Source organism: Streptomyces longispororuber, from assembly GCF_024448165.1.
In the GTDB taxonomy this organism is placed as follows: Bacteria; Actinomycetota; Actinomycetes; order Streptomycetales; family Streptomycetaceae; genus Streptomyces; species Streptomyces longispororuber_A.
This window is the reverse complement of the sequence record NZ_JAMOLN010000081.1, coordinates 1-20,101: the sequence shown is the minus strand read 5'-3', so window position 1 is coordinate 20,101 and position 20,101 is coordinate 1. Positions and strand designations below refer to the sequence as shown.

Annotated in this window: 23 protein-coding genes and 3 pseudogenes; 11 read left to right on the top strand and 15 right to left on the bottom strand. The window is 69.2% G+C overall.

The window, feature by feature from the left end:
* Nucleotides 1-560: 560 nt before the first annotated feature.
* From M4J07_RS22635 to M4J07_RS22625, 3 genes are all read right to left on the bottom strand, one after another.
* On the bottom strand, nucleotides 561-1,352 hold the full coding sequence (locus M4J07_RS22635) for an SGNH/GDSL hydrolase family protein (protein WP_255974785.1): 792 nt from the start codon (nucleotides 1,350-1,352) through the stop codon (nucleotides 561-563).
* A 219-nt stretch (nucleotides 1,353-1,571) separates the two neighbouring features.
* On the bottom strand, nucleotides 1,572-2,402 hold the full coding sequence (locus M4J07_RS48280) for a sigma factor-like helix-turn-helix DNA-binding protein (protein ID WP_255974783.1): 831 nt from the start codon (nucleotides 2,400-2,402) through the stop codon (nucleotides 1,572-1,574).
* A gap of 705 nt (nucleotides 2,403-3,107) precedes the next feature.
* Nucleotides 3,108-3,797 carry a hypothetical protein gene (locus M4J07_RS22625; protein WP_255974781.1) on the bottom strand — a complete coding sequence of 230 codons (690 nt, stop codon included), beginning with the start codon at nucleotides 3,795-3,797 and terminating at the stop codon, nucleotides 3,108-3,110.
* 345 nt (nucleotides 3,798-4,142) lie between these two features.
* On the opposite strand from M4J07_RS22625, the gene M4J07_RS22620 reads away from it, so the two are divergent.
* Together M4J07_RS22620 and M4J07_RS22615 are read left to right on the top strand one after the other, a co-directional pair.
* Nucleotides 4,143-4,997 (top strand): hypothetical protein, encoded by an 855-nt coding sequence (locus tag M4J07_RS22620; RefSeq protein WP_255974779.1) that lies wholly within the window; start codon nucleotides 4,143-4,145, stop codon nucleotides 4,995-4,997.
* A gap of 132 nt (nucleotides 4,998-5,129) precedes the next feature.
* Nucleotides 5,130-5,765 carry a chemotaxis protein CheB gene (locus tag M4J07_RS22615; RefSeq protein WP_255974777.1) on the top strand — a complete coding sequence of 212 codons (636 nt, stop codon included), beginning with the start codon at nucleotides 5,130-5,132 and terminating at the stop codon, nucleotides 5,763-5,765.
* 105 nt (nucleotides 5,766-5,870) lie between these two features.
* Here the strand turns inward: M4J07_RS22615 and M4J07_RS22610 are convergent, their stop codons facing one another.
* Genes M4J07_RS22610 through M4J07_RS22600 form a run of 3 tightly spaced genes read right to left on the bottom strand, consistent with a single transcriptional unit; the run spans nucleotide 5,871 to nucleotide 6,618 of the window.
* The gene (locus M4J07_RS22610) at nucleotides 5,871-6,221 is read right to left on the bottom strand and encodes a hypothetical protein (RefSeq protein WP_255974775.1); all 351 of its coding nucleotides are present in this window, start codon (nucleotides 6,219-6,221) and stop codon (nucleotides 5,871-5,873) included.
* Entirely contained in the window at nucleotides 6,185-6,418 is a 234-nt protein-coding gene (locus M4J07_RS22605; RefSeq protein ID WP_255974773.1) for an FAD-dependent oxidoreductase, read from the bottom strand. The genes M4J07_RS22610 and M4J07_RS22605 overlap by 37 nt, the downstream gene beginning before the upstream one ends.
* 32 nt (nucleotides 6,419-6,450) lie before the next feature.
* Nucleotides 6,451-6,618, bottom strand: a complete 168-nt coding sequence (locus tag M4J07_RS22600; RefSeq protein ID WP_255974772.1) for a hypothetical protein — start codon at nucleotides 6,616-6,618, stop codon at nucleotides 6,451-6,453.
* 462 nt (nucleotides 6,619-7,080) lie between these two features.
* Between M4J07_RS22600 and M4J07_RS22595 the strand changes: the two genes are divergently transcribed.
* The 3 genes from M4J07_RS22595 (at nucleotide 7,081) to M4J07_RS22585 (ending at nucleotide 9,159) form a co-directional block, all read left to right on the top strand.
* Nucleotides 7,081-7,599: a SigE family RNA polymerase sigma factor gene (locus M4J07_RS22595; protein ID WP_255974810.1), complete on the top strand. Its 519-nt coding sequence runs from the start codon at nucleotides 7,081-7,083 to the stop codon at nucleotides 7,597-7,599.
* Nucleotides 7,592-8,365, top strand: coding sequence for a hypothetical protein (locus tag M4J07_RS22590; RefSeq protein ID WP_255974771.1), 774 nt, complete (start codon nucleotides 7,592-7,594; stop codon nucleotides 8,363-8,365). Before M4J07_RS22595 ends, M4J07_RS22590 begins: the two co-directional genes overlap by 8 nt.
* 137 nt (nucleotides 8,366-8,502) lie before the next feature.
* Nucleotides 8,503-9,159: a hypothetical protein gene (locus tag M4J07_RS22585; RefSeq protein WP_255974769.1), complete on the top strand. Its 657-nt coding sequence runs from the start codon at nucleotides 8,503-8,505 to the stop codon at nucleotides 9,157-9,159.
* Nucleotides 9,160-9,185: 26 nt separating this feature from the next.
* On the opposite strand, the pseudogene M4J07_RS22580 reads toward M4J07_RS22585, so the two are convergent.
* Both M4J07_RS22580 and M4J07_RS22575 read right to left on the bottom strand, forming a co-directional pair.
* Nucleotides 9,186-9,642, bottom strand: a pseudogene (locus tag M4J07_RS22580) (LUD domain-containing protein).
* Nucleotides 9,639-10,319 (bottom strand): annotated as a pseudogene (locus M4J07_RS22575) (4Fe-4S dicluster domain-containing protein); the annotation flags it as partial. The pseudogenes M4J07_RS22580 and M4J07_RS22575, both read right to left, overlap by 4 nt.
* A 105-nt stretch (nucleotides 10,320-10,424) precedes the next feature.
* On the opposite strand from M4J07_RS22575, the gene M4J07_RS22570 reads away from it, so the two are divergent.
* On the top strand, nucleotides 10,425-10,823 hold the full coding sequence (locus tag M4J07_RS22570; RefSeq protein WP_374215068.1) for a DoxX family protein: 399 nt from the start codon (nucleotides 10,425-10,427) through the stop codon (nucleotides 10,821-10,823).
* Between the two features lie 247 nt (nucleotides 10,824-11,070).
* The gene (locus M4J07_RS22565) at nucleotides 11,071-11,541 is read left to right on the top strand and encodes a hypothetical protein (RefSeq protein ID WP_255974767.1); all 471 of its coding nucleotides are present in this window, start codon (nucleotides 11,071-11,073) and stop codon (nucleotides 11,539-11,541) included.
* Between the two features lie 156 nt (nucleotides 11,542-11,697).
* On the opposite strand, the gene M4J07_RS22560 is transcribed toward M4J07_RS22565, so the two are convergent.
* From M4J07_RS22560 to M4J07_RS22550, 3 genes are all read right to left on the bottom strand, one after another.
* The gene (locus M4J07_RS22560; RefSeq protein ID WP_255974765.1) at nucleotides 11,698-12,261 is read right to left on the bottom strand and encodes a dihydrofolate reductase family protein; all 564 of its coding nucleotides are present in this window, start codon (nucleotides 12,259-12,261) and stop codon (nucleotides 11,698-11,700) included.
* Between the two features lie 57 nt (nucleotides 12,262-12,318).
* Nucleotides 12,319-13,275 (bottom strand): sigma-70 family RNA polymerase sigma factor, encoded by a 957-nt coding sequence (locus M4J07_RS22555; RefSeq protein ID WP_255974763.1) that lies wholly within the window; start codon nucleotides 13,273-13,275, stop codon nucleotides 12,319-12,321.
* Between the two features lie 125 nt (nucleotides 13,276-13,400).
* Nucleotides 13,401-14,126: an alpha/beta fold hydrolase gene (locus tag M4J07_RS22550; protein WP_255974761.1), complete on the bottom strand. Its 726-nt coding sequence runs from the start codon at nucleotides 14,124-14,126 to the stop codon at nucleotides 13,401-13,403.
* A gap of 174 nt (nucleotides 14,127-14,300) precedes the next feature.
* Between M4J07_RS22550 and M4J07_RS22545 the strand changes: the two genes are divergently transcribed.
* Nucleotides 14,301-14,699, top strand: a complete 399-nt coding sequence (locus M4J07_RS22545; RefSeq protein ID WP_255974759.1) for a winged helix-turn-helix transcriptional regulator — start codon at nucleotides 14,301-14,303, stop codon at nucleotides 14,697-14,699.
* Nucleotides 14,700-14,837: 138 nt separating this feature from the next.
* Here the strand turns inward: M4J07_RS22545 and M4J07_RS22540 are convergent, their stop codons facing one another.
* The 3 genes from M4J07_RS22540 to M4J07_RS22530 all read right to left on the bottom strand — a co-directional run bounded on the left by M4J07_RS22540 (nucleotide 14,838) and on the right by M4J07_RS22530 (nucleotide 17,007).
* Complete coding sequence (locus M4J07_RS22540; protein ID WP_255974757.1) at nucleotides 14,838-15,221, bottom strand: VOC family protein; 384 nt, start codon at nucleotides 15,219-15,221, stop codon at nucleotides 14,838-14,840.
* A 245-nt stretch (nucleotides 15,222-15,466) separates the two neighbouring features.
* On the bottom strand, nucleotides 15,467-15,982 hold the full coding sequence (locus tag M4J07_RS22535) for a hypothetical protein (RefSeq protein ID WP_255974755.1): 516 nt from the start codon (nucleotides 15,980-15,982) through the stop codon (nucleotides 15,467-15,469).
* On the bottom strand, nucleotides 15,979-17,007 hold the full coding sequence (locus M4J07_RS22530) for a LysR family transcriptional regulator (protein ID WP_255974753.1): 1,029 nt from the start codon (nucleotides 17,005-17,007) through the stop codon (nucleotides 15,979-15,981). The genes M4J07_RS22535 and M4J07_RS22530 overlap by 4 nt, the downstream gene beginning before the upstream one ends.
* 70 nt (nucleotides 17,008-17,077) lie before the next feature.
* Between M4J07_RS22530 and M4J07_RS22525 the strand changes: the two genes are divergently transcribed.
* The 3 genes from M4J07_RS22525 (at nucleotide 17,078) to M4J07_RS22515 (ending at nucleotide 19,661) form a co-directional block, all read left to right on the top strand.
* The gene (locus M4J07_RS22525; RefSeq protein WP_255974751.1) at nucleotides 17,078-18,016 is read left to right on the top strand and encodes an NAD-dependent epimerase/dehydratase family protein; all 939 of its coding nucleotides are present in this window, start codon (nucleotides 17,078-17,080) and stop codon (nucleotides 18,014-18,016) included.
* Between the two features lie 14 nt (nucleotides 18,017-18,030).
* Complete coding sequence (locus M4J07_RS22520; protein WP_255974749.1) at nucleotides 18,031-18,915, top strand: aldo/keto reductase; 885 nt, start codon at nucleotides 18,031-18,033, stop codon at nucleotides 18,913-18,915.
* A 116-nt stretch (nucleotides 18,916-19,031) separates the two neighbouring features.
* The gene (locus M4J07_RS22515) at nucleotides 19,032-19,661 is read left to right on the top strand and encodes a hypothetical protein (RefSeq protein WP_255974747.1); all 630 of its coding nucleotides are present in this window, start codon (nucleotides 19,032-19,034) and stop codon (nucleotides 19,659-19,661) included.
* A gap of 179 nt (nucleotides 19,662-19,840) precedes the next feature.
* Here M4J07_RS22515 and M4J07_RS22510 read toward each other — a convergent pair.
* Nucleotides 19,841-20,101 (bottom strand): annotated as a pseudogene (locus tag M4J07_RS22510) (hypothetical protein); the annotation flags it as partial.

Below are 20,101 nucleotides of genomic sequence, written 5' to 3'. Positions count from 1 at the left end.
AGAGCCAAGTACCCAACCCCCACAACGCCGTACGGGGCGAGCCTGGCAGCGCCGAGCAGGGCTGGGGCGAGCGGCAGCCGGCGCGGCGCCCGTCGATCGCGCAGGAACAGCCTCCAGCGTGGGAAGACCTGACCCCACGGGCGGGCCGGGCCCCAGAGACTGACGGTCGGACCTGATGGGCGTGATCACGCTGATGGTCGGCCAGGGAGTGGACAGCGGGGCCGCCGCAGCGAACAAGGCCGTCGCCGCGATGGGGGCAGTCGTGCTCGCCGCCACGGCCGATGACCGCCCTCCCCCAGCCAAGGGAGCCGGCCTGCCACGACGCCCTCCGTTCGCTCCCCCCTGAAGGACTGTTCGACTCCGACGCCGGTCGTGAGCTGCTTGTGTCGTGCGAGGGCCTCGGCGCAGAGATCGTCGCAACCTTGCCGTGGCTCCGAACGACCGGATACTGGCGATCACATCCTGAGTCGGATGCCCAGCGCGACAGCCGGCCCGCGCCCGGAAGCACCACGTCCCCTGCATGGGATCGGCGGGCAGGGGACACGGCGTGCGACGCGCAATCAGTCGTTGGCGTTCAGGACGGGCAGGTAGCCCCCCGACTGGCCGGCCACCTTCGGGTGGTAGGACTCGCCGATGGAGATGTCCAGGCTGTGCAGCCACGAGTCGCCGGAGCAGATCTCGTGTCCCGTGAACGGGGGCCGGACATCGCCGAAGCGGAACCCCTTGGCCGCCGCACGCTGCGAGATGACCGAGTTCAGCTGGTCGGCGGCTTGATTGATCGCGGTGCGCTTGGTGTCCGAGAGGCCGGCGCAGACCGCTTCCACGTCGTAGAACTTCGGGTACCCGATGACCACGACACGGGCACTGGGCGCCCGGCTCGCGATGTCTGCGTACAGGGCGTCGAGCCTCGCCGGCAACGTGCTGCTGATGTAGGAACGCGCCGTCGCGACCCGGTCGAGACATGTCGCCGAAGTGCCCAGGATGCAGGTCTGCATGACGTCCGCGAACCCGACGTCGTTCCCGCCTGCGGTCACCGACACCAGCTGGGTGGCACTCGTGAGCGGGCCGAGCTGGCCGCTTCGCACCGTGCTGGTGGTAGCCCCGGAGCAGGCCATGAACGAGAAGGAGGAGGGGGAGTTGGCGTTGGCCCACAGCTGCGGGTACGCGAGGTTGCTGCGCTTGCAGTCGCCGCTCCCGCTCTGGTAGCTCCCGGCCCCTACCCCGGAGGAGTAGGAGTCGCCGAGGGCGACGTAGGAGGTGGCGGCGGCCTGCGCCTGACCCGCACCGGTGAAGGCGATGGTCAGCGCGATGAGGAATGAACTCGCAAGGGACGTCGCACGTACACGTCTCATGGTGGGGGCTCCATGCTTGGCGGGTTTCGGTCGAAGGAACTGTGACAGCTACGCGCGTTGATTGGAAGTGGGCATGTCAAAAATGACGCTGCGGGTGCTCCTCCTCAGCGATCCGCGACGACCGGCCAACCGGACCGGCATTCGGGCCCAATCCCCCACCACAACGCAATTGGCCCAGAGCGATGCCGCGTGGACCGTCAGGTCTCGGCCCCAACCCCTTCAAGGGGCGGCCAGGATGAAGAACGCGACAAGAGCCGCAAGCAGAGAGACCGCCATGTACACGGTCCGGACCATGATGCGCACCCGCCGCTCACTGCACTCCCGGACAGACTCCGGATGAGCCACGGTGCTGGCCGAAGTGTCCTCGACGCAGTCCGCGACGGACTGCCGCACCTCATCCACGGAACAGCCGGTGCCGCACTCGGTCAGAGCGGCATGCGCGCGTGCCAGTCTGCCCCGCGTGGCCCCCGTACTGGCCTCCATCTCGGCAGCCGCTTCGGAGACGCTCATCCCCAGCCCGTCACACAGCACCACCACCCGCCGCTGCCAGGGCGGGAGTTCAAGAACTGGGGCCCACGGGACACCATCAGGCATCGCTGTACGCCCGGAGAACACGCGCCGGATGCGATGCCACGGCGAGAGCGCGTAATCATGGGCCTGCGCGCGCACCCAGCCCACCGGATCCATGTCGCGGGCGACCTCGGGCCACCGCTGCCACGCGTGCCGGAACGCGTACTCGACCGACTCGAAGGCCAAGGGACGTGTCCCGGTCAGCACGTATGTCTCCCGTATCAGCCCGGGTGCGGCGAAGACGTACAGGGCATCGAATGCTGCCGTGGGCGTGAGCGCCGCCTGCCTTTCAGCCCCTAGCGCCACCCCATCCGGCTGCGACGAGGTCGCCTCGACGGACGGGACCGGCAGGAAACTCATGTCCAGAGCGCGCAGCAGCATCCTGCGGGACCCCGCTTGAGAGTGGATCCGAGGTTGGACCACTGCAGGCGTGCGCGTGCCGGAGAACTCCTCCGCACGGCATCGCTGTTCGACGTTCACGCCCCCTGGACCTCATCCGCTCCGCGTCGGGTCCTGTCACTGCTCTCTCCCACGAAGTGGTCCACCTCATCAACTCGCACTCGGCGCCGCACGCGCTCGTCGCCCCGCCGGACTCAACGCCCGCCTCTCACCGAGGTTTCGCCGGCGACCGCTGCGATCACTCGTTCGAGCCGCGAGGAACCGGCCGTCACGGGCTACGACGCAGCACTCGAACGGTCGGAGGGTGACGCACGCGGAATCTGTTTGCGGGCCACACGCCACTGCGCGATGAGGGCGTCATATATGGGCGTCCCGGACGGCTCGACACCCGATGGAACCGGTGGATTCCCGTCGGGCTCCGGGACGGGTTCAGTGGCGAAGACGGAGGCTTGGCGGTCGCGAAGAAACGGTTCTTCTTGATGGTTCACGTCTCCAAGGAACTCATCAGCCGGCCAGCCCCGCCTGGAGTTGCTCGAACTCGGGCAGCCGTCGACCGTCGTCAACAATCCCGGTCCGCTCACGGATCGCAATTGCCCGCCTGCCGACCCCATCGGATCGGCACGACACGAGACGGCTGGCCGGCTTCCTCACTTTGATGGTGGTGAGGGACAAGGAATCGAGGAGCGCTGTCAGCCGTGACCAGGATGAGTCATGGCCGTCCCCGAGAGCGTCGCGGTTGCCTGTGCGTGTGCTCCCGGGAACGCTGGACCAGCTGACGGAACGCCTCTATTCCTTCTGGTCGTCCCATGACGTGCGATACCAACCCCCGTAGGACGCCAGCAGCGCCACGAGCGCGGCACCGACTCGGGGATCAAGGCCTGGAACGTGGAGCAGTACCGCCTTCGCCGACGGTTTGTGCTCCATGACCATCCGGCCGTCCGCACGCCACCTCACACGCCGTGGCGCGCGTGGGAGGTCTCCGTTGCCCAGCACGGCGCCGACGAGGGCGAACGGAAGCAGGGGAGACAGCAGCCAGCAGAAGCCCCACCAGAACAGCCGTCCCTTGTAGCCCACGACGTCCGGCCCGCCGGCCTGCGACACCGTCCAGCGCGCACGCAACCCACCGCCCTTGAACGCCTTCCGCCGCGCAATGGTGCCGATGATCTGCCCGGCCGCGTCCAGCACCTGATAGGTCATACGGTGCCCATCGGCGGACTGCGTGACCAGACGGGCCAGGGGCTGCGCACGCCCCTCGTCGGCCCACAGGAGGAAGGAACGACCCCCCTTCTTGCGGCCGCCGCGGTACGCGGGAATGCCGCCACCGGGCGGGAGTTCGCGCTCCACCTGAGCAAAGACACGCGGCTCCACCCCCGCACCCGCGATGTGGACGGGATACAGAGGCGGCACCGGGAGCCCGGTGGTCGGGGAGATGCTCCCCAGCCGCGGGGTGTCGTACATGGTGAGACTGACGGTCATGCGCCCTGCTTCCCATCGGTGGTTCTGCCGGGTGGACTCGGTGGCATCCGGGCGGCGGCATCCGCGGTGGCGTCCGACGCCCTCTGGATCCGGCCCGGAGCTCCGCTCGGCGACACGCGTAGCCCCAAGGAGCCCGGCAGGAACTCTAGTTCGTCCAGGACGGGAGCCAGAAGTGGTACGCCTTCGCCACAGCGACGTGGCGCCGATCGTCGTCCTCCTCGCCCCCTCGCACTCCTCTCACTCCTCTCACTTGGATGCCCGCGGCGACGCGTAGTCAGGAGACCGAACTCGCCCACCGCTGACGCCAGGAGCCGTAGGCTGTCGCCGATCGCGACCACCGCGGGCATGGCTCGAGGCAGATCGGCCGGGCCGCTCTTCAAGGAGACGGCACTGGAAAGAACCCCCGCGCGACGATCCATGCCGGTCGCCCTACGGGCCCTGGCCCGGGCCGCGTTGACCGTATGTGCTGTCGACAAAGGCTCGGCGCTCGCCGCGAATTTCGAGAAGAGCTGGGCCGGCACGCCGGACGTGGCAGAGATTCGCACCACCAAGAACAACACACTGCCGTTCCTTGGATCGTCCACCGGCACCCTGACGGTCGACGAGGGCACACCGGCCGACCGTGTGACGCAGTTGGCGGGTGAGCTGCGGGAGTACGTCGTCCGTCGCAGCAAGGTCACCGGCCGGATCACGGCGAACGACATCACCTTCACCGTCGCTGCGGACGAGGGGCAGACGGGCGAGGTCCTGGCGCTCTGGCGGTCGCTGACGGCCGACGACAAGGTGGAACGCGCCGACATCCACGATGCGCCGTGGAAAGAAGCAGCCGTCCGCTGGCGCATCGAGGCCACCGCGGTCGATGCCGCCGGAGTGTTGACGGCGTTCAAGGACATGCTCACCGAGGACGGTCGGCACCGGCATCTCACCGGTGTGACGTCCTTGAAGGTCACCGGGCCGGGGCTCTTCGTGGAGACCGACTTCCACGATGCCTTCCCTGCCGAGGCGATCGCCGCGTACGAGGCGGTTCTCGCTCAGCATTCCATCACCCGCGCGACCCTGCGACGGGACGCCGTGTCCAACTCCGCGGTGACCATCATCGTGGCGGACAGCGCTGACGTGGCCCATGCCCGAGAGCTGGCCAGGAGCGCGGCGCCGAACCTCGGTGCCGCGGTCGAGGTGAGGGGCAGCACCGGTTCGTGACGCAGGCTGGACGGTGCACCGCTCCGGTGTCCCGACTCCAGTTGGACCAGGCCAGCCCATGACCGCGAAGCAGCCGCGCCCACCCAGAGGTCATATCCGCCCCCGGCCGGCGTGCCGCGATAGCCTGCGCAGGTGCAGCACAGCTCTCGAGACGGTCACGGCCCCTGGTCAGCGGTACTCGTCGCTGCCTCCGCCGGGGGCATCCAGGGCCTCGGCACGCTGCTGGGCGGGCTGCGCGGCGATCTGCCGGTGCCGGTGCTGGTGGCCCAGCACCTCAACCGCACCCGCGAGACCCGCATCGTGCACATCCTGCAGCGCGCCACGTCCCTCACCGTGAAGCTGGCGCAGGACAGCGAATCGCCTCAGGCCGGAACGGTCTATGTCGCTCCGCCCGACCAGCACCTGTGCGTGCGAGACGACGGAACCCTGTTTCTGACCCGGGAGGATCGGGTCAACTACGCCCGCCCTGCAGCCGATCCGCTCTTCGAGTCGGCGGCAAAGGCCTACGGGCCGGGAATCATCGCCTGTGTCCTCACCGGTGCGGACGGCGACGGCGCCCGGGGTGTGGAAGCGGTCAAGGATCACGACGGCACTGTCATCGTGCAGGACCCCGAGACCGCCGAGTTCCAGGGCATGCCCAAGGCGGCCATCGGCACGGGACAGGTCGACTACGTCCTCCCCCTGGCCGCCATCGCGCCCACCCTCACCCGCCTGCTGCGGCACCCCACCGACGAACCGCCTGCGCCCGACCAGCGCCCGCAGACCTGACGCAGCCGGTCGGCCCACATCCAGGGCTTCTTCCGCCCTCACCGGGGCACTGTTGCTGATCCTCATCGGGCGTCGGCCAGAGGCAGTCCGAGCCCGGCGGCTCCGTCAGGCCAGGTTGGCGAAGAGGTCGTTGAACGCCTCGGTCATCGACGGGTGGGTGTAGATGCCGTCGCGCAGCACACTGGCGGTTGCGCCGAGGCGGAGGCCGACCGCGAGCGTGCTCACCGTCTCGTGGGCGTCGTGGGCGTCGTGGGCCAGCATCGTCACACCCAACACCTCGTCGGTCTGCGCGTCGACGATCGCCTTCATCACACCGCGCGCGTCGCCGACGATCTTGGCGCGCGGCACGATGCCCATGTCCGCGACCTTGCGCACCGCGATCTTCAGCAGCCGGCCGGTGGCGCGAGCCTGCGCCTCGGTCATCCCGACCCGCGCGAGCGGCAGGGTCGTGAACACAACATGAGGCACAAAGGCGCGATCTGCGGTCCACCGTTGACGTCACCGACGGCGTACACGTGCGGCAGCGACGTGCGCAGGTATTCGTCGACGACGACCTCGCCACGCTGCCCGACCTCGATGCCGGCTTCCGCCAGACCCAGTCCGTCGGTCATCGGACGCCGGCCCAAGGCGGCGAGTACGACGTCCCCGCCCACGGTCCGGGCCGACCCGTCAGTCGTACGGCAGGTCACCACCGCCCGGTCGCCGTCATCGACGACCGGCAGGAGCCGCCGTACATCTGGTCGGACTGCTCGATCAGTACGACACGCCTGCCTGCCTTGGCCAGTGCTCCGACGAGCGTCTTGCCGCCCTTGCCGAAGCCGATGACAGCGAAGTCCACCTTGATCGCGTCCATGGCACGGATGTTGACGGGAACCCTTCTCCAGCCTGGGCATTGAAGGCCGCACCTCGCATCGCTGAAGCCTCCCGGCCCGGTCGCAGTGACGGACCACAAGATTCTCGACGTGCGCGGTGACTCCGTCGGCGCGCATCCGGCATGATGCGCAAGGCAGTTGGCCCACTGCCTCTCATCTTCGCGCGCAACTCGCCTCGGGGAAATGAAGGAATGACAGCGCTCTCGTCGCATATAGCACCTGCCGGTTCGAAGCAGCTGATCTCCCTCAATCGGGGTGACACCGTGCGGCTGGACCGGTCATGGTTTCAACGGTCGTGGTGGAGGCTGGTGTTGTCGGAGCGGTGGAACCTGTCCGCGCTGCTCCGAGACGTTGTGGGCCCGCACACCGCTTCCGGTTCCACCGGAACCGCGCCTGTGGCCACCCGTGACGCTGAAGCGTCGGCGGACCGGCCGGGCATCGGAATGAACGAGCAGGAGTTCGACGAGTTCTATGCGGCAAGTGTCGGGCGGCTGGTCGGTCAGCTGTACGCGATGACGGGTGATCTGGCGGAGGCACAGGACGTAGTGCAGGAGGCGTTCGCGCGGGCATGGGAGCGTCGGCGGCGCCTGGACCGGGACAACGCGCCGGAGGCGTGGGTGCGGACGGTGGCGTCACGGCTGGCGGTGAGCCGGTGGCGGCGGGTGCGGACGGCGCTGATGTCGGCACGTCGGCAGGGGCCGCCCGCGCCGGTGCCGCCGCCGGAGCCGCACCATGTGGCGCTGGTGAACGCGCTGCGCCAGATACCCGAGGCCCAGCGGCGGGCGATCGTCCTGCATCACCTGTGTGATCTGAGCGTGGAACAGGTGGCGGCAGAGACGGGCAGTCCGGAGGGCACGGTGAAGGCGCGGCTCAGCCGGGGGCGGGCGGCGTTGGCGCGGCTGCTGGAGGATACGGAGCTGGATCCGCGGAGTGCGCGATCGGCGGGGGTGCACCATGGCTGACGAGACGATGCTGGAGGAGCAGCTGTCCGAGCTGGCGGAGGCGGGCGGTCGGATGGTGACGCCGCTGTCGGCGGCCGCCGTGCGGGCGCGCGGGGAGCAGCGGACGCGTCGGCGGCGAACTGCCGTCGCGGCGGGGGGCGTTCTGCTGGCCGTGGGGGTGGTGCTGGGTGGTCTGGGACTGACCGGGACGACCGGCGAGCCGAAGGAGGTGGCGACGAGGCCGGGGCCGGTACCAGCGGTCACGACGTCGGCTCCGGAGCCGTCGCGGTCCGCCATATCCCCGGAAGAGAGCAGGACCGGGTCCACCGGGGTGTCACCGTCCGCCGCGACCTCGAAGTCCGCGACTGCCTCGCCGACCACAAGGGAGTCGCCGTCGAGTCGGTCCTCCGTCTCCGCTTCGGCCCCCGTGGGCGATCCGCGTTGGGCAGGCACCCAGCGGTTCGTCCAGGTGAAGGACGCATGGACGGCCGACGGACGGACCTACGTGTCCGTCCGCCCGGGCGAGAAGAAGGTGAACGAGCAGTTCGACACCTGGACCGTCGAACCGGGCACAGGCCCCTACATCACGGTCGCTCTCACCCCGGACGCCCGCACCATCCTCTGCGCACCGCTCGGCGACGAGAAGCAGCCCGCCGACTACCCGCAGTCCCAACTCGTCAGCCGACTCAAGACGATCAGCAGCTCCGAGCGGGAAGGGCTCGGCTACAACCTCACATTCGACGCCCAAGGCCAAGTGACCCTTCTCGAACAGGTCTACCGCGCCTGAACACGGGCGTAGGGACACGGTTACCGGAGGACCGTGGCGGCGGAGAAAGAAATTCTTCCAGAGGGTGCAACCCGGGTGCCGGGTGGCGCGTACAGGTGGTGTTACGTCGACAACCTGACCCATGGGGGATCTTCACCGTGTTCGTCTCCGCCACCTTCCGCCGCGCCGCTGTCGTGCCCGCGGCCGCGCTCGCCGTCGCCGCGCTCACCGTCCTGACGGGCTGCGGCTCGCCGTCCGAGTCGTCCGCCAGGCCGTCCGGCTCCTCTCAAGAGGCCACTCCTCAGGAGGACATGACAGGTTCTTCCGAGGTGTCGCCGTCGGCCTCGGCCGAAGCCCCGGAGGCCTCGCCGGCCGCCGCCTCCTCGCCCTCGCCTGCCGCCTCGAAGAGCGCATCCGCCGCCAGGAGAACGTCCTCCGCCTCGGCCTCGGCTCCCGTGGCCGAACCGCGCTGGGCGGGTACTCAGCAGTTCGTCCAGGTCAAGGACGCGTGGACGGCCGACGGACGGACCTACGTGTCCGTCCGCCCGGCCCAGAAGAAGGTGAACAAGCAGTTCGACACCTGGACCGTCGAACCCGGCTCCGGCTCCTACGTCACGGTTGCCCTCACCCCGGACGCGCACACCATCCTCTGCGCACCGCTCGGCGACGAGAAGCAGCCCGCCGACTACCCGCAGACCCAACTCGTCAGCCGACTCAAGACGATCAACAACTCCGAGCGGGAAGGCCTGGGCTACAACCTGACATTCGACGGCAAGGGCCGAGTGACTCTCCTGGAGCAGGTCTACCGCGCCTGAACGTCGTCGTTGCTCAGGCCGGTGACTCAGGCGTCGGTGCGGATGACCACTTCCAGGGTGCGCGGGCCGTGCACGCCCTCGACACGTTCCAGTTCGATGTCGGACGTCGCCGACGGACCACTGATCATCGTCGTCGGGCGCTCAGGGATCAGCCGTGCCACGGCTTCCGGCGTCCGCGGTGTCCTGGAACGTCTCGCCGTCGTACTCGGCGACCCACTCCGGATCGTGGCCGGCGGGCACACCGATCCGGCGGGCTCCGTGCTCGCGAAGGACGTCGGCAATCACCCGGGAGGTGTCCTGGACGGTGCAGGTGTGCACCCTCGCCCTGTAGTCGACCAGGCGGTCCACGAAGAGGTCGAGGCGTTCCGGGTCGGGCAGGGTGCGGTAGGCGCGCGGCACGGTCACGTCCGGCTCGGCCGGACCGGCCAGGGTCAGGGCGTCCCTCACTCGCCCGGGCACCGTCTCGCGTGCGGTCGTGGTCATCGGTTTCCCTCCTCGTGGGTGTCGGTGGCCGCCTCGTGGCGTGGGTCGTCCCTGAGCCGGGCGCCCTCCTCCGCGGCGGCCTGCAGCGTGACCTCGCCCTCTCCCGAGGCCAGCCACGAGCGGAAGCTCTGCTGGGGCGGGGCCGGGATGTCCCGGCTGTCGGTCCAGCCGTCGAAGGGTGCGGGCAGGCGCGAGATCTTGCGGTCGCGGCCTGCCACCACCCGGCCGCCGACGCCGGCCGCCTTCTGCGCGACGGTGAACAGCCCGGGCCGGCTGATGACCGCGGCTGCGGCCTTCATCGCCAGTTTCTCGGCACTGGCACCCGCCTGCTCGGTGTGCTGGTGACGCAGCTCGACCAGGAGCGAGGGGATGTCGCTCTTCACCGGGCAGGCGTCGAAGCAGGCTCCGCACAGGCTGGAGGCGTACGGCAGCGAGCTGTTCGGGTCGTCCTTGGTGGCGTGCATTCCGGCGAGCTGCGCGGTGAGTACGGCGCCGATGGGGCCGGGGTAGGGGGAGCCGTAGGAGTGGCCGCCGGTCCGTTCGTACACCGGGCAGACGTTGAGGCAGGCCGAGCAGCGGATGCAGTTCAGGGCCTCGCGTCCGATCCGGTCGGCGAGCGCGACGGTGCGTCCGTTGTCGAGGAGCACCAGGTGGAACTCCTGGGGACCGTCGCCGGGGGCGTCGATTTCGACCAGGAGCACCGCGAGAGTGCCCCTTCCCACCATTACCGGCGAGTAAGTAGGCTGACCGGGTCCGTCCAGGCACACCCCCAGGAGAGTTCTGTGTCACTCGATCCCGCTCGTTCACTGGCCCGCGTGATGGGTGGGATGGGGACGCTGCACTTCCTCGCTCCGGCCCCGTTCGACGCCATCGTCCCCCGGGGGCTGCCAGGGCCGGCCCGGGCGTACACCTACGCCAGCGGTGCCGCGGAGCTCGTCGTGGCGGCCGCCCTCGCCAGCCCGCGGACCCGCAGGGCGGGCGGACTGGCCGCCGCGGCGCTGATCGCCGCGGTCTTCCCGGCCAACGTGCAGATGGCCTACGACTGGCGGAACCGTTCCACCCCGCTCAAGGCGATCGCCTACGGCCGACTGCCGCTGCAAATCCCGCTGGCCGCCTGGGCGCTGCTCGCCGCGCGGCAGGGCACGAAGCAGAACCGCCCGGCTCCCGAGGCAGCAGCCTGAGTTCTGCCCTCAAGGCGTCCTGCGCCGGGGCGCGCGGAGCGACGGCCGGCACCGCCCCTTGCCTGTTCGGCGAGTCACCCGGCGACGGTCCTGGCGATGACAGCCACATCCGAACGTTGTCACGGCAGCGCAACAGCACCGCACGCCTCACGGTTCACTCCAGATTCCTGGCTAGCGTTCCCGTCGATCGCCGGCGCTGGCGACCCGACGGCTCTCCAACCAGCCGCGGGCATCAGAAAGGAATCTCATGACGCTCAAGCAACTCGGCCGGATCGGTACGGCAGGTGCGCTCACCATCGCAGCGGCGGGCGCCTCGATCGTCTTCACGCCGTCCATGGCGTCCGCGGACAGCACCTGGGAGTGCTACGGCAAGCAGGTCAAGCGCTGCGCGACGGTGTGGTGGGACGACGAGGCCGACACGTACCGGGCGCGGGCGAAGATCACCGACGTCGCCGGTGGCGGCGACTACACGGTCAAGGTCAACGACGTGAAGCTCCTGCGCTTCAACGGAACCAAGACCGTGACGGTGAAGTCCGCCAAGGACGACGACGGCTGGCACAGCACCCAGGACCTGGCAGGCACCGCGTCGGTCAATCCGTGCAGGTGGCCGAAGAACAGCTTCCAGGTCCAGGCGAAGTTCACCTGGAAGAAGAAGGGCGGGACCGCGAGCACCAAGACCTGGCGCCCCGACATGGGCTGGAGTCACCTCTGCAACTGACCGTGTCCGCCCCGGTGCCCTGCTCGAAGCGAGCCCCCGCGCGCTCACTCCGAGCAGGGCACCTGCCCGCCACTCCATGCCGGTCATGCTGCGCAGCCAAGTCAGTCAGTCAGCTATGTGCAGCCGGCCCGAACCACGGTCACCGCGGCACCTGAGTCAGCGGGCAGCCCTCTGGTAGCGGGTGAGGATGGCGGAGCCGACCTGCTCAGCGCCCAGGCAAGCCAGCTCGGCACGAGGACCATCAGCCGGGAAGAGCCGCCGTCCGGTGCCCAGGACGGAGGGGAAGGTCAGCAGCCGGTACTCGTCGACCAGGTCCGCCGCCTGCAGTTGACTCACGACGCTCAGGCTCCCGGTGACGATCACGTCGCGCCGCTCGTGCTTGACGGTGTCGACCAGGTCGCCGTCGATGACCTGGGAGTTCGCCCACGCCATGGTGTCGGCATTGGTCAGCGTGCGTGAGGCGACCACCTTCGACGCGGCGTTCATCCGCGCGGCGAACGGATCGTCGCGGCCCGGCCACAGCTGCGAGAACAACTGCCAGGTCGTGCGTCCCAGCAGCAGCACTCCGTCGTCCAGTGTCGATCCGAGGCGGAACTTGTCGCCGCCGACACTGTCCGGGCCGTGCCGGAAGGCCCAGCCACCCAGTGGCGTGCCGGCGGACCCGTCCGGGTCGGACACGATCCCGTCCAGGGTGATGAACTCGATGACGATGACGCTCACGATGAGGTTCCCTTCGGTTGGATGCTCACCGGTACGTACCGACGGCACCGCGAGGACTCATCGCCCGCTGCGAAAATCGTCTGCGGAAATTCTCTGGGGCAGTTCGAAGACGTCGAGGACGCGCGGATCGGCGAACACGACGTTGTGCGTGATGCGGCCGCCGGTGACAGTGAACAGCTGCAGGGTGTGCAGGCGGTGACCGCCACCGGGCTCGGGTGCGTACGCGGCCAGCGCGGGCTGCCCGTTGGCCGTCAGCACCTGTACGCACCACCCCGTGCCGCGCATCCCGAACACCCGGTCCATGAACCGGCCGTAGTGCCCACTGCCGCGGAACCACAACGAAACCGGCGGCATCTCCAGCACGGCGTCGTCCGCCAGCAGTCGCACCAACGCGGGTACGTCCGCCGCTTCGAAAGCCTGCACGTACTGCTGGATGACGGTGCGTACTTCGGGATCGTCGGGCTCGGTGACCGTCGCGGCATCGCCTACGCCGGACAGAGCTGAACGGGCGCGCTGAAGCGCGCTGTTGACCGCCGCGACCGTGGTGTCCAACTGCTCGGCGACCTCGGCGGCGGAGAACGCCAGCACCTCGCGCAGTACCAGCACCGCCCGCTGCCGGGCCGGCAGGACCTGCACCGCCGCCACCCAGGCCAGCCGCAGATCGGCCCGCTTCTCCACGTCGAACCGCGCGTCAGGGAACGGCTCCAGCCATGGCACGTCAAGGGCCGGCGCCAGCGGCGCGCCGGGGTCGTCGCTCGGAGCCCCCAACCCGGACGGCAGTGGACGCCGCGCACGCCCTTCCAGAGCGGTCAGGCAGGCGTTGGTCGCGATCCGGTACAGCCAGGTCCGCACCGACGCGCGCGCCGGGTCGTACCGGTCACGAGCCTTCCAGGCGCGCAGCATGGTCTCCTGCACGAGATCCTCGGCCTCGTGGAAGGAACCCACCATCCGGTAGCAGAACGCCACCAACTCACCCCGGTACGGCTCGAAGTCCACGCACTCATCATGCCGCACGCTGCTACTGGGTCCCGAAGCTGCCTCAGCCGGCCGGAACCGCGCAGAGCAGGACGCCGCCGCGCCCCTGGTGCGAGCGGCGTCCTCTCCGTGCGCCGGGGCCTCACCTTCAACTGATCTTCTGGCTAGGGGAGTTTGAGGAGTAGTTCGCTGAGTTCGCCCGGCATGGTGATCATGCAGTCGTGGCCGGTCGGCAGTTCCCAGACCTGGGCGGCAGTGCCGTTGGGCTGGATCGGAGGGATGGGGCGGCGGGTGATGCCCGTCGGCGTGGCGCCGACATTGTGGATGTGCGTGCGCGGAATCGCGTCAGCGGCTGGGTTGTCCAGCCGCACCGGCTGCTGCAGACAGCGCACCGGCTGGTCCGAGAGCATCCCGCGCAGCCAGGCGACGTCGTCCGGGTCGGTGACGCCGAACAGGCCGAGGGGCGCGGGCTGCTCCGGCATCGGCGGCACGCGCCAGCCGCTCTCGGACTTCTCGGCGAGCTCGATCAGTTGCCGTGTCATGGGTTGGACGTCGACGGCGGATTCACCGTCCTCCGGGACCATCGCGTCGAGGTGGACCAGGTGCGCGATGCGGTCCGAAATGCGGTTGGCGGCGGAGGAGATCACCAGCCCTGCGTAGCTGTGGCCGACGAGTACGACGTCGCTGAGGTTCTCCTCGGTGATGAGTCCCACCACGTCGTCGACGTGCGTATCGAGACCCACCTCCGGGCCGAGCAGGTGCGCCTTGTCACCGAAGCCGGTGAGCGAGGGCGCGAACACACGGTGTCCAGCCGCCTCCAGCAGCGGCACCACCCGCTCCCAGCACCGCCCGTTGTGCCAAGCACCGTGCACCAGCAGAAATGTAGTCATGGGTCTTCCTTCGCAGGAGCAGCAGGGCACGATCGCGCGCACGCCGCTGACCTGCGGCTCTGGCGGTTACCTTTCGTGCCTCGGTACTGTTTGAGTACCTGAAACATGCTGGTGCACACGACGCGCCGCAGGCAATAAGGCACATTTCTGTGACCCGGTTCTCTGGAGGTAACCATGGGCGCGGTACAGGGCGATGCACGATCGTCAGAGCCGCCCAGCGACGCGTGCCGGACCCGAGTGGTGCTCGACATCGTCGGAGACAAGTGGTCGCTGCTGGTCGTGCGCCATCTCCGGGACGGTCCGCGCCGCTTCACCGAGCTCAAAAGGGCCATCGACGGAATCAGTCAGCGCATGCTCACCGTGACACTGCGCAGCCTGGAACGCGACGGAATCCTGACCCGCACCGTCCACAACGTCATGCCGCCGCATGTCAGTTATGAGCTCACCGAGATGGGCCTCACTCTGCGCAAGGCCACTGCTCCTCTGCTCGAATGGAGCGTCGCGCACCTCGCGCGGATCGACGATGCGCGCAGCTCCTATGACGCCCGCACCGATCCGCCGATGACCTCGTAGCGGGACGGCACGCCAGGTACCACCCGGCCACCTCGCCTTGAGGACGGCCGCACCCGCACGCCGCATGCAGCACCACCCGCGCTCGCGCCCCGACGATGGGTGCAGCATCCGGCTCCGATCCGGATCACGCCCAGCTGATCAGCCTTCGTCGTGGCACAGACAGAACGGGTGGCCGGCGGGGTCGAACAGCACCCGGACGTTCTCCTGCGGCTGATGCCCCGCGACGACGGCGCCGAGGGCGACCGCCTCGGCCACTGCCGATTCCAGATCGCCGACCTGAAAGTCGAAGTGCATCATCGGGCGTTGCTCGCCAGTGACCGGCGGCCACACCGGAGCCCGGTAGCCGTCCGCCTGCTGGAACACGAAGAACGGTCCTTGCGGGGAGGCGGCGAGGACGGTCGTTCCGGGCTCCTCGTGCCCGATGTCCCAGCCGAGGAGGTCGGCGTAGAAGTTCGCCAGGCTGCGAGGGTCCGGAGCTTCGATGGTCGTTCCCCACCACATGCCACCAGTTCGTGATCTCATTCCGACAGCCTGCCTCATGGCCACCTGCTTGGCGTGCAGCCGCTGCGCCCCCGGAATCGGCGGGCGAGCAGCCGCCCGTACGCAACATCGCGAACGGCCACTTCAAGGGAGATGTCATACAGGCTTCCAGCATTCACAGCCTGGACCCCTCCCAGCTGTCCACAACCGCCCGGCCCGCCGATACCGCTCGATCCGAACCGGCCGCCGCAGAACCGCGGAGGACGGAGGAAGAGCCTCGCCTCCGACTACGTCTCTTCCAGCGCGAGGGCAGCTGCATCCACGAAAGGCCTGATCAGTCGTATGTAAGCGCGCAACGTCTCCTGGAACTCACGACGGTTGTCCCGGCTGACGTTCTCGGCCGTGGCCGCGAGAGCGGTGCTGAGCGTGCCCGACATGATCAGAAGGTTCGATGCTGCTACTTCGACCGTGGACGGGCCTTCCAGGCCGATCAGCGTCGCTGCCCTGCGAAGTTGTTGATGCCGGTCGCGGTGACCGGCCAGAGCGGCCTCGCACTCGGTGGACCGAAGACTGTCGACTCCCCTGAGTCCGTCAGCGACGGCCTCGGCCCGCTCAATGAGGTCGAGGTAGGCGGCTCGTCGGGTCTGCCGAGTACCTTCGCAGCGCTGCGCGTCCCTGTTGGCATGGACCTGGATCCGGGCTGCGTGGGCATTGCCCCTGCTGGTCAGCCAGCTCGCCAGCGAACTGGCCGCGATCGCGGTGACACCAGTGAGGCCAGCGACGATTAGCGAGTTGTCCATCACGGGGAGGAGTCTCTCGAAGAAGGCTCAACGACGGCTACCGCCTCCCCCACACTCCGGTCTCGGTCGACGGCCCGGGAGAGTGCCGCCTGGTCGGCCTTCGGCGGGCCGACGACAAACCGATGCCCGTCGTGCCGCATCGCCTGCTCGCGAAGAGTGCGTACGAGCGTCGTGACGTGGGGCCTGTCACGGTGGCTGATTGCGGCGACGCCGATGTGCCGGATCGGGCCCGGCGACTTGATCGGAACGCTCTTCAGACCCGGGATCTCGGGGGCGAGTGCGATGGAGGGGATCAGGGAGATTCCCATGCCCGCGGCGACGAGGGAGCGGGCGAAGAAGTAGTCGGTGGTGGTGCCGCGGATTTCCGGATCGAAGCCGGCGTGTTCCGCGAAGCGGCGCAGGTATGCCTCGGTCTTGAGGCAGCCGAGCACCCAGGGTTCGGCTGCCAGATCGTTGAGGTCGAGCGCGTCCTGGTCGGCGAGTCGGTGGCCCTGAGGCAGGACGACGTGCAGGGGGTCTGCCAGGAGCGGTGTCCACTCCAGGCTGGAGCTGGGGCCAGGGCCGACGGGGAGCGGGCCGTCGAAGTGGTAGGCGAGGGCGAGGTCCACGGCGCCTTGGCGGACGAGTGGGAGGGTGTCCTCGGGTTCGCCCTCCCTGACGTGGACCACGGTGCGGGGATGGGCTGCCGTGAGCTGGGTGAGGGCAGCGGGCAGCAGGAGCCTGCCGCCGCTGGTGAACGTGGCGACGGTGAGTTGGGTGCGGCCGGTGCGGAGCTCGGCGACCTGCTGCTGTGCGAACTCGATTTCCGCTGCGACGGATTCGGCGGCGCCGACCATGATCCGGCCCGCCTGTGTGAGGGTCACGCCTCGGGTGCTGCGCGCCACGACCTGGGCACCGAGGCCGCGTTCCAGGGCGGCCACCTGCTGGGAGACGGCCGAGGGCGTGAGTCGGAGTGCGGCGGCCGCCTGGTTGAAGCTGCCGTACTCCGCCACCGCCCGCAGGACGCGGAGCCGCTGCACATCGATCAACAGTTTTCCTTAATACGTATCCAGCAAGTCGGGACTTCTGCTGATGACGATAGGGATCCAGGCTTGGGGCATGCAAAGGATCTGTGTCATCGGCGGAAGCCGGTACTTCGGAAAGCTCCTGGTCGAACGCCTTCAGGCTGCGGGCCACCAGGTCACGGTCATCAACCGCGGCTCCACCCCGGCACCTGCCGGCGTCGAGCACCTCGTCGTCGACCGCAACGACGAGGCCGCCCTGACGGCCGCGCTCGACGGACGCGCCTTCGATGTCGTGGTGGACCAGGTCTGCTACACCCCGGTACAAGCCGCGGTCGCCACCCGCGCCTTCGACGGCCGCACCCGGCGCTACGTCATGACCTCCACGATCGAGGTCTACGACCCCGCAACCGCCACCTTGCCGACCGTGCCGTCGGGGACGCCCGTCACGGAGGAGAGCGTGGACCCGGCCACCTGGCAGGTGGCCATGGACCTGCCCTGGCACGACGACGCCTACCTGGAGGCGCACTACGCCGAGGGCAAGCGGCAGGCCGAGGCCGTCTTCGCCCGCGCCCGCAGATTCGCCTTCGCCACCGTGCGCAGCGCCCATGTACTCGGCGGCGGCGCGCAGGAGTTCACCGGCCGGCTGGCGCACTATGCCGAGCGCGTCACCCGGGGCGACGCGGTCGCTGTGCACGCGACGGCGCTGCCCACGGTCTTCATCCACTACGAGGAGCTGGCGGACCTGCTGATGTGGGCGAGCGTCGCCGACTTCACCGGCCCCGTCAACGCCTGCTCCGACGGCCCGCTCACTGTGCACGACCTCACCGACATCGTCGCCAAGCAGGCCGGCCGGAAGGCGGTCCACCGGACCGTCCGCGCGGGCGAAGAAGCCTCCCCGTTCTCCTTCGACCGCCACTACGCCATGAGCAACGCCCGCGCGAAGGCGCTGGGTTTCTCTTTCTCCCGCTCCACCGACTGGCTGCCCGGCGCCGTCGCCGAAGCACTCGCCCTGTCCCCCGTTCCCACAGACTGAGGAACCAAGCCACCATGCAGAAGCGCACCATCGCCCACACCTCCGTCGGCGCCATCGGTCTGGGCGCCATGCCGCTGTCCATCGAGCACCGCCCGGACGAGACGCGGGCCATCGCCACCATCCACGCCGCCCTCGACTCCGGTGTCACCGTCATCGACACGGCTGACAGCTATCACTGGCACGCCGACGAGGTGGGTCACAACGAGCTGCTGATCGCCCGCGCCCTGGCCCGCTACGGCGTCGGCGCCTCCCACGTCCTGGTGGCTACGAAGGGTGGCCGCGGCCGGCCCGGTGACGGCAGCTGGACCGTCACCGCCACCCCCGCCCACCTCAAGCACGCCGCGCAAGCCTCCGCCGAGCGCCTGAACGTCGACGCGATCGGCCTGTACCAACTGCACAAGCCCGACCCGACCGTGCCCTGGGCGGAATCCGTCGGCGCGCTGCGCGAGCTTCTCGACGCCGGCACCATCCGCGCCGCGGGGATCTCCAACGTCACCACCGCCCAGATCCGCGAAGCCCACCAGATCCTCGGCGACGGTCTCGTCTCCGTACAGAACCAGTACTCCCCCGCCGTCCGCGACAGCGAGCCCGAGGTGCAGCTCAGTGAACAGCTGGGGCTGGCCTTCCTGGCCTGGAGCCCGCTCGGCGGCATCTCCCGCAGCTCCCTCGACGGCCCCTCCGGCCCCACCTCGACAGGCACCGCCTTCCACCGTATCGCCGCCGAACACGGCGTCACCCCCCAGCAGATCGCCCTGGCCTGGCTGCTCGCCCGCTCCCCGGCAGTGATCCCGGTACCGGGTGCCAGCCGCCCCGCCTCCATCGCCGACTCCGCCAGGGCCGCGGAACTCACCCTCACTACAAGGGAGTTGGAGGATCTTGAGGCCGTTGTGCCGAGCTGAACCGGGGACGGGTCGCATACCGACCTTGACCGGGGCCGCCGAATCTCCGCGAGGAAGCGGACCGAAGCACGTCGAACCACTGCGCGACTCCCCTGCCCCCTGCTTAGATCACGCACATGCAGGTGATAGCCACGGATGATCCGTTCTACGTGTCGGGCACGTTCTGGGCAGCCGCTGCCGTGCTCGCCTCTCTCCTCACCGGAATGGCTGCCGTCTGGGCGACACTGCGGGCAGCGAACCCGAAGCGGAGCATTCGGTACTCGTTCGAGGAGACCGAACTGCTCGTCAATCACCCCCATGTCGACGGATCGATCGAAGTCCTCAGGGACGGTGTCAGCCTCACCAGCCCACGCGTCGTCAGGCTCCGCATACGCAACAACGGGCGGCGTGACATCGTCGCAGCCGACTTCAGCCAGCAGCGTCCCATCCGGGCGTCATTCGGGACACCGGTTCTGGACATCCTCGAACCGGTGCCTCAGCCGGACGACATCGATCCGCCGTCCGTCACCAGGCATGGCGCCCAGATCCGCATCGCACCGCGGCGGTTCGGGAGCGCCACGGAGACGTCCTACGCGGTGCTGGTGGACGGCGAGACCACCTGCGAACTGCACCACGACCTGGAGAACGTGCGCGTCAGCGAAGGCATCCCGCTGAGCTTCACGACTCGGCTGAAGGCAGAGGTCGTCTTCCCGATGGCAGTCGCTGCGTACGCACTTCTGCTCCTGATCTTTGCTCCCTTCTCGTAGGGGCTGGGGCGATGCCGCGGATACCGGCTCCTCGCCCATGCCCACCAGCAGGACAAGGAACACCGGCCCGCATGGGCGGTGTTCGGCCGGCGATCACGCGCGCCGGGAAAGGGTAGGCGTCCCCGTTCGAGAAGAGTGGTCGGTACCCGGACGAGTCGTCCCGGCGCCGACCAGCCCTGTCAGGGGTGGACGGCACCCTGCAGGGTGACGGTGTCGTCCAGGCAGCGGTCGAGGAGGGCGTGCAGGCGGGAAGCGGGAAGGGCCGGGTTGGCCGCGGCGCTCTCGGCGGTACGGGGGTCTGCGAGGAGGTCTTCCAGGGTGGCGGGTGCCAGGTTCGGGTTGGTGGCGGCTGCCTGGCGCACCGTGGGGTCGAGGTCCCGCACCGGGGGCTCGAGCAGGGCGGGGTCGGATGCGGCCAGTGCCCGTACCTCCGGATCCGG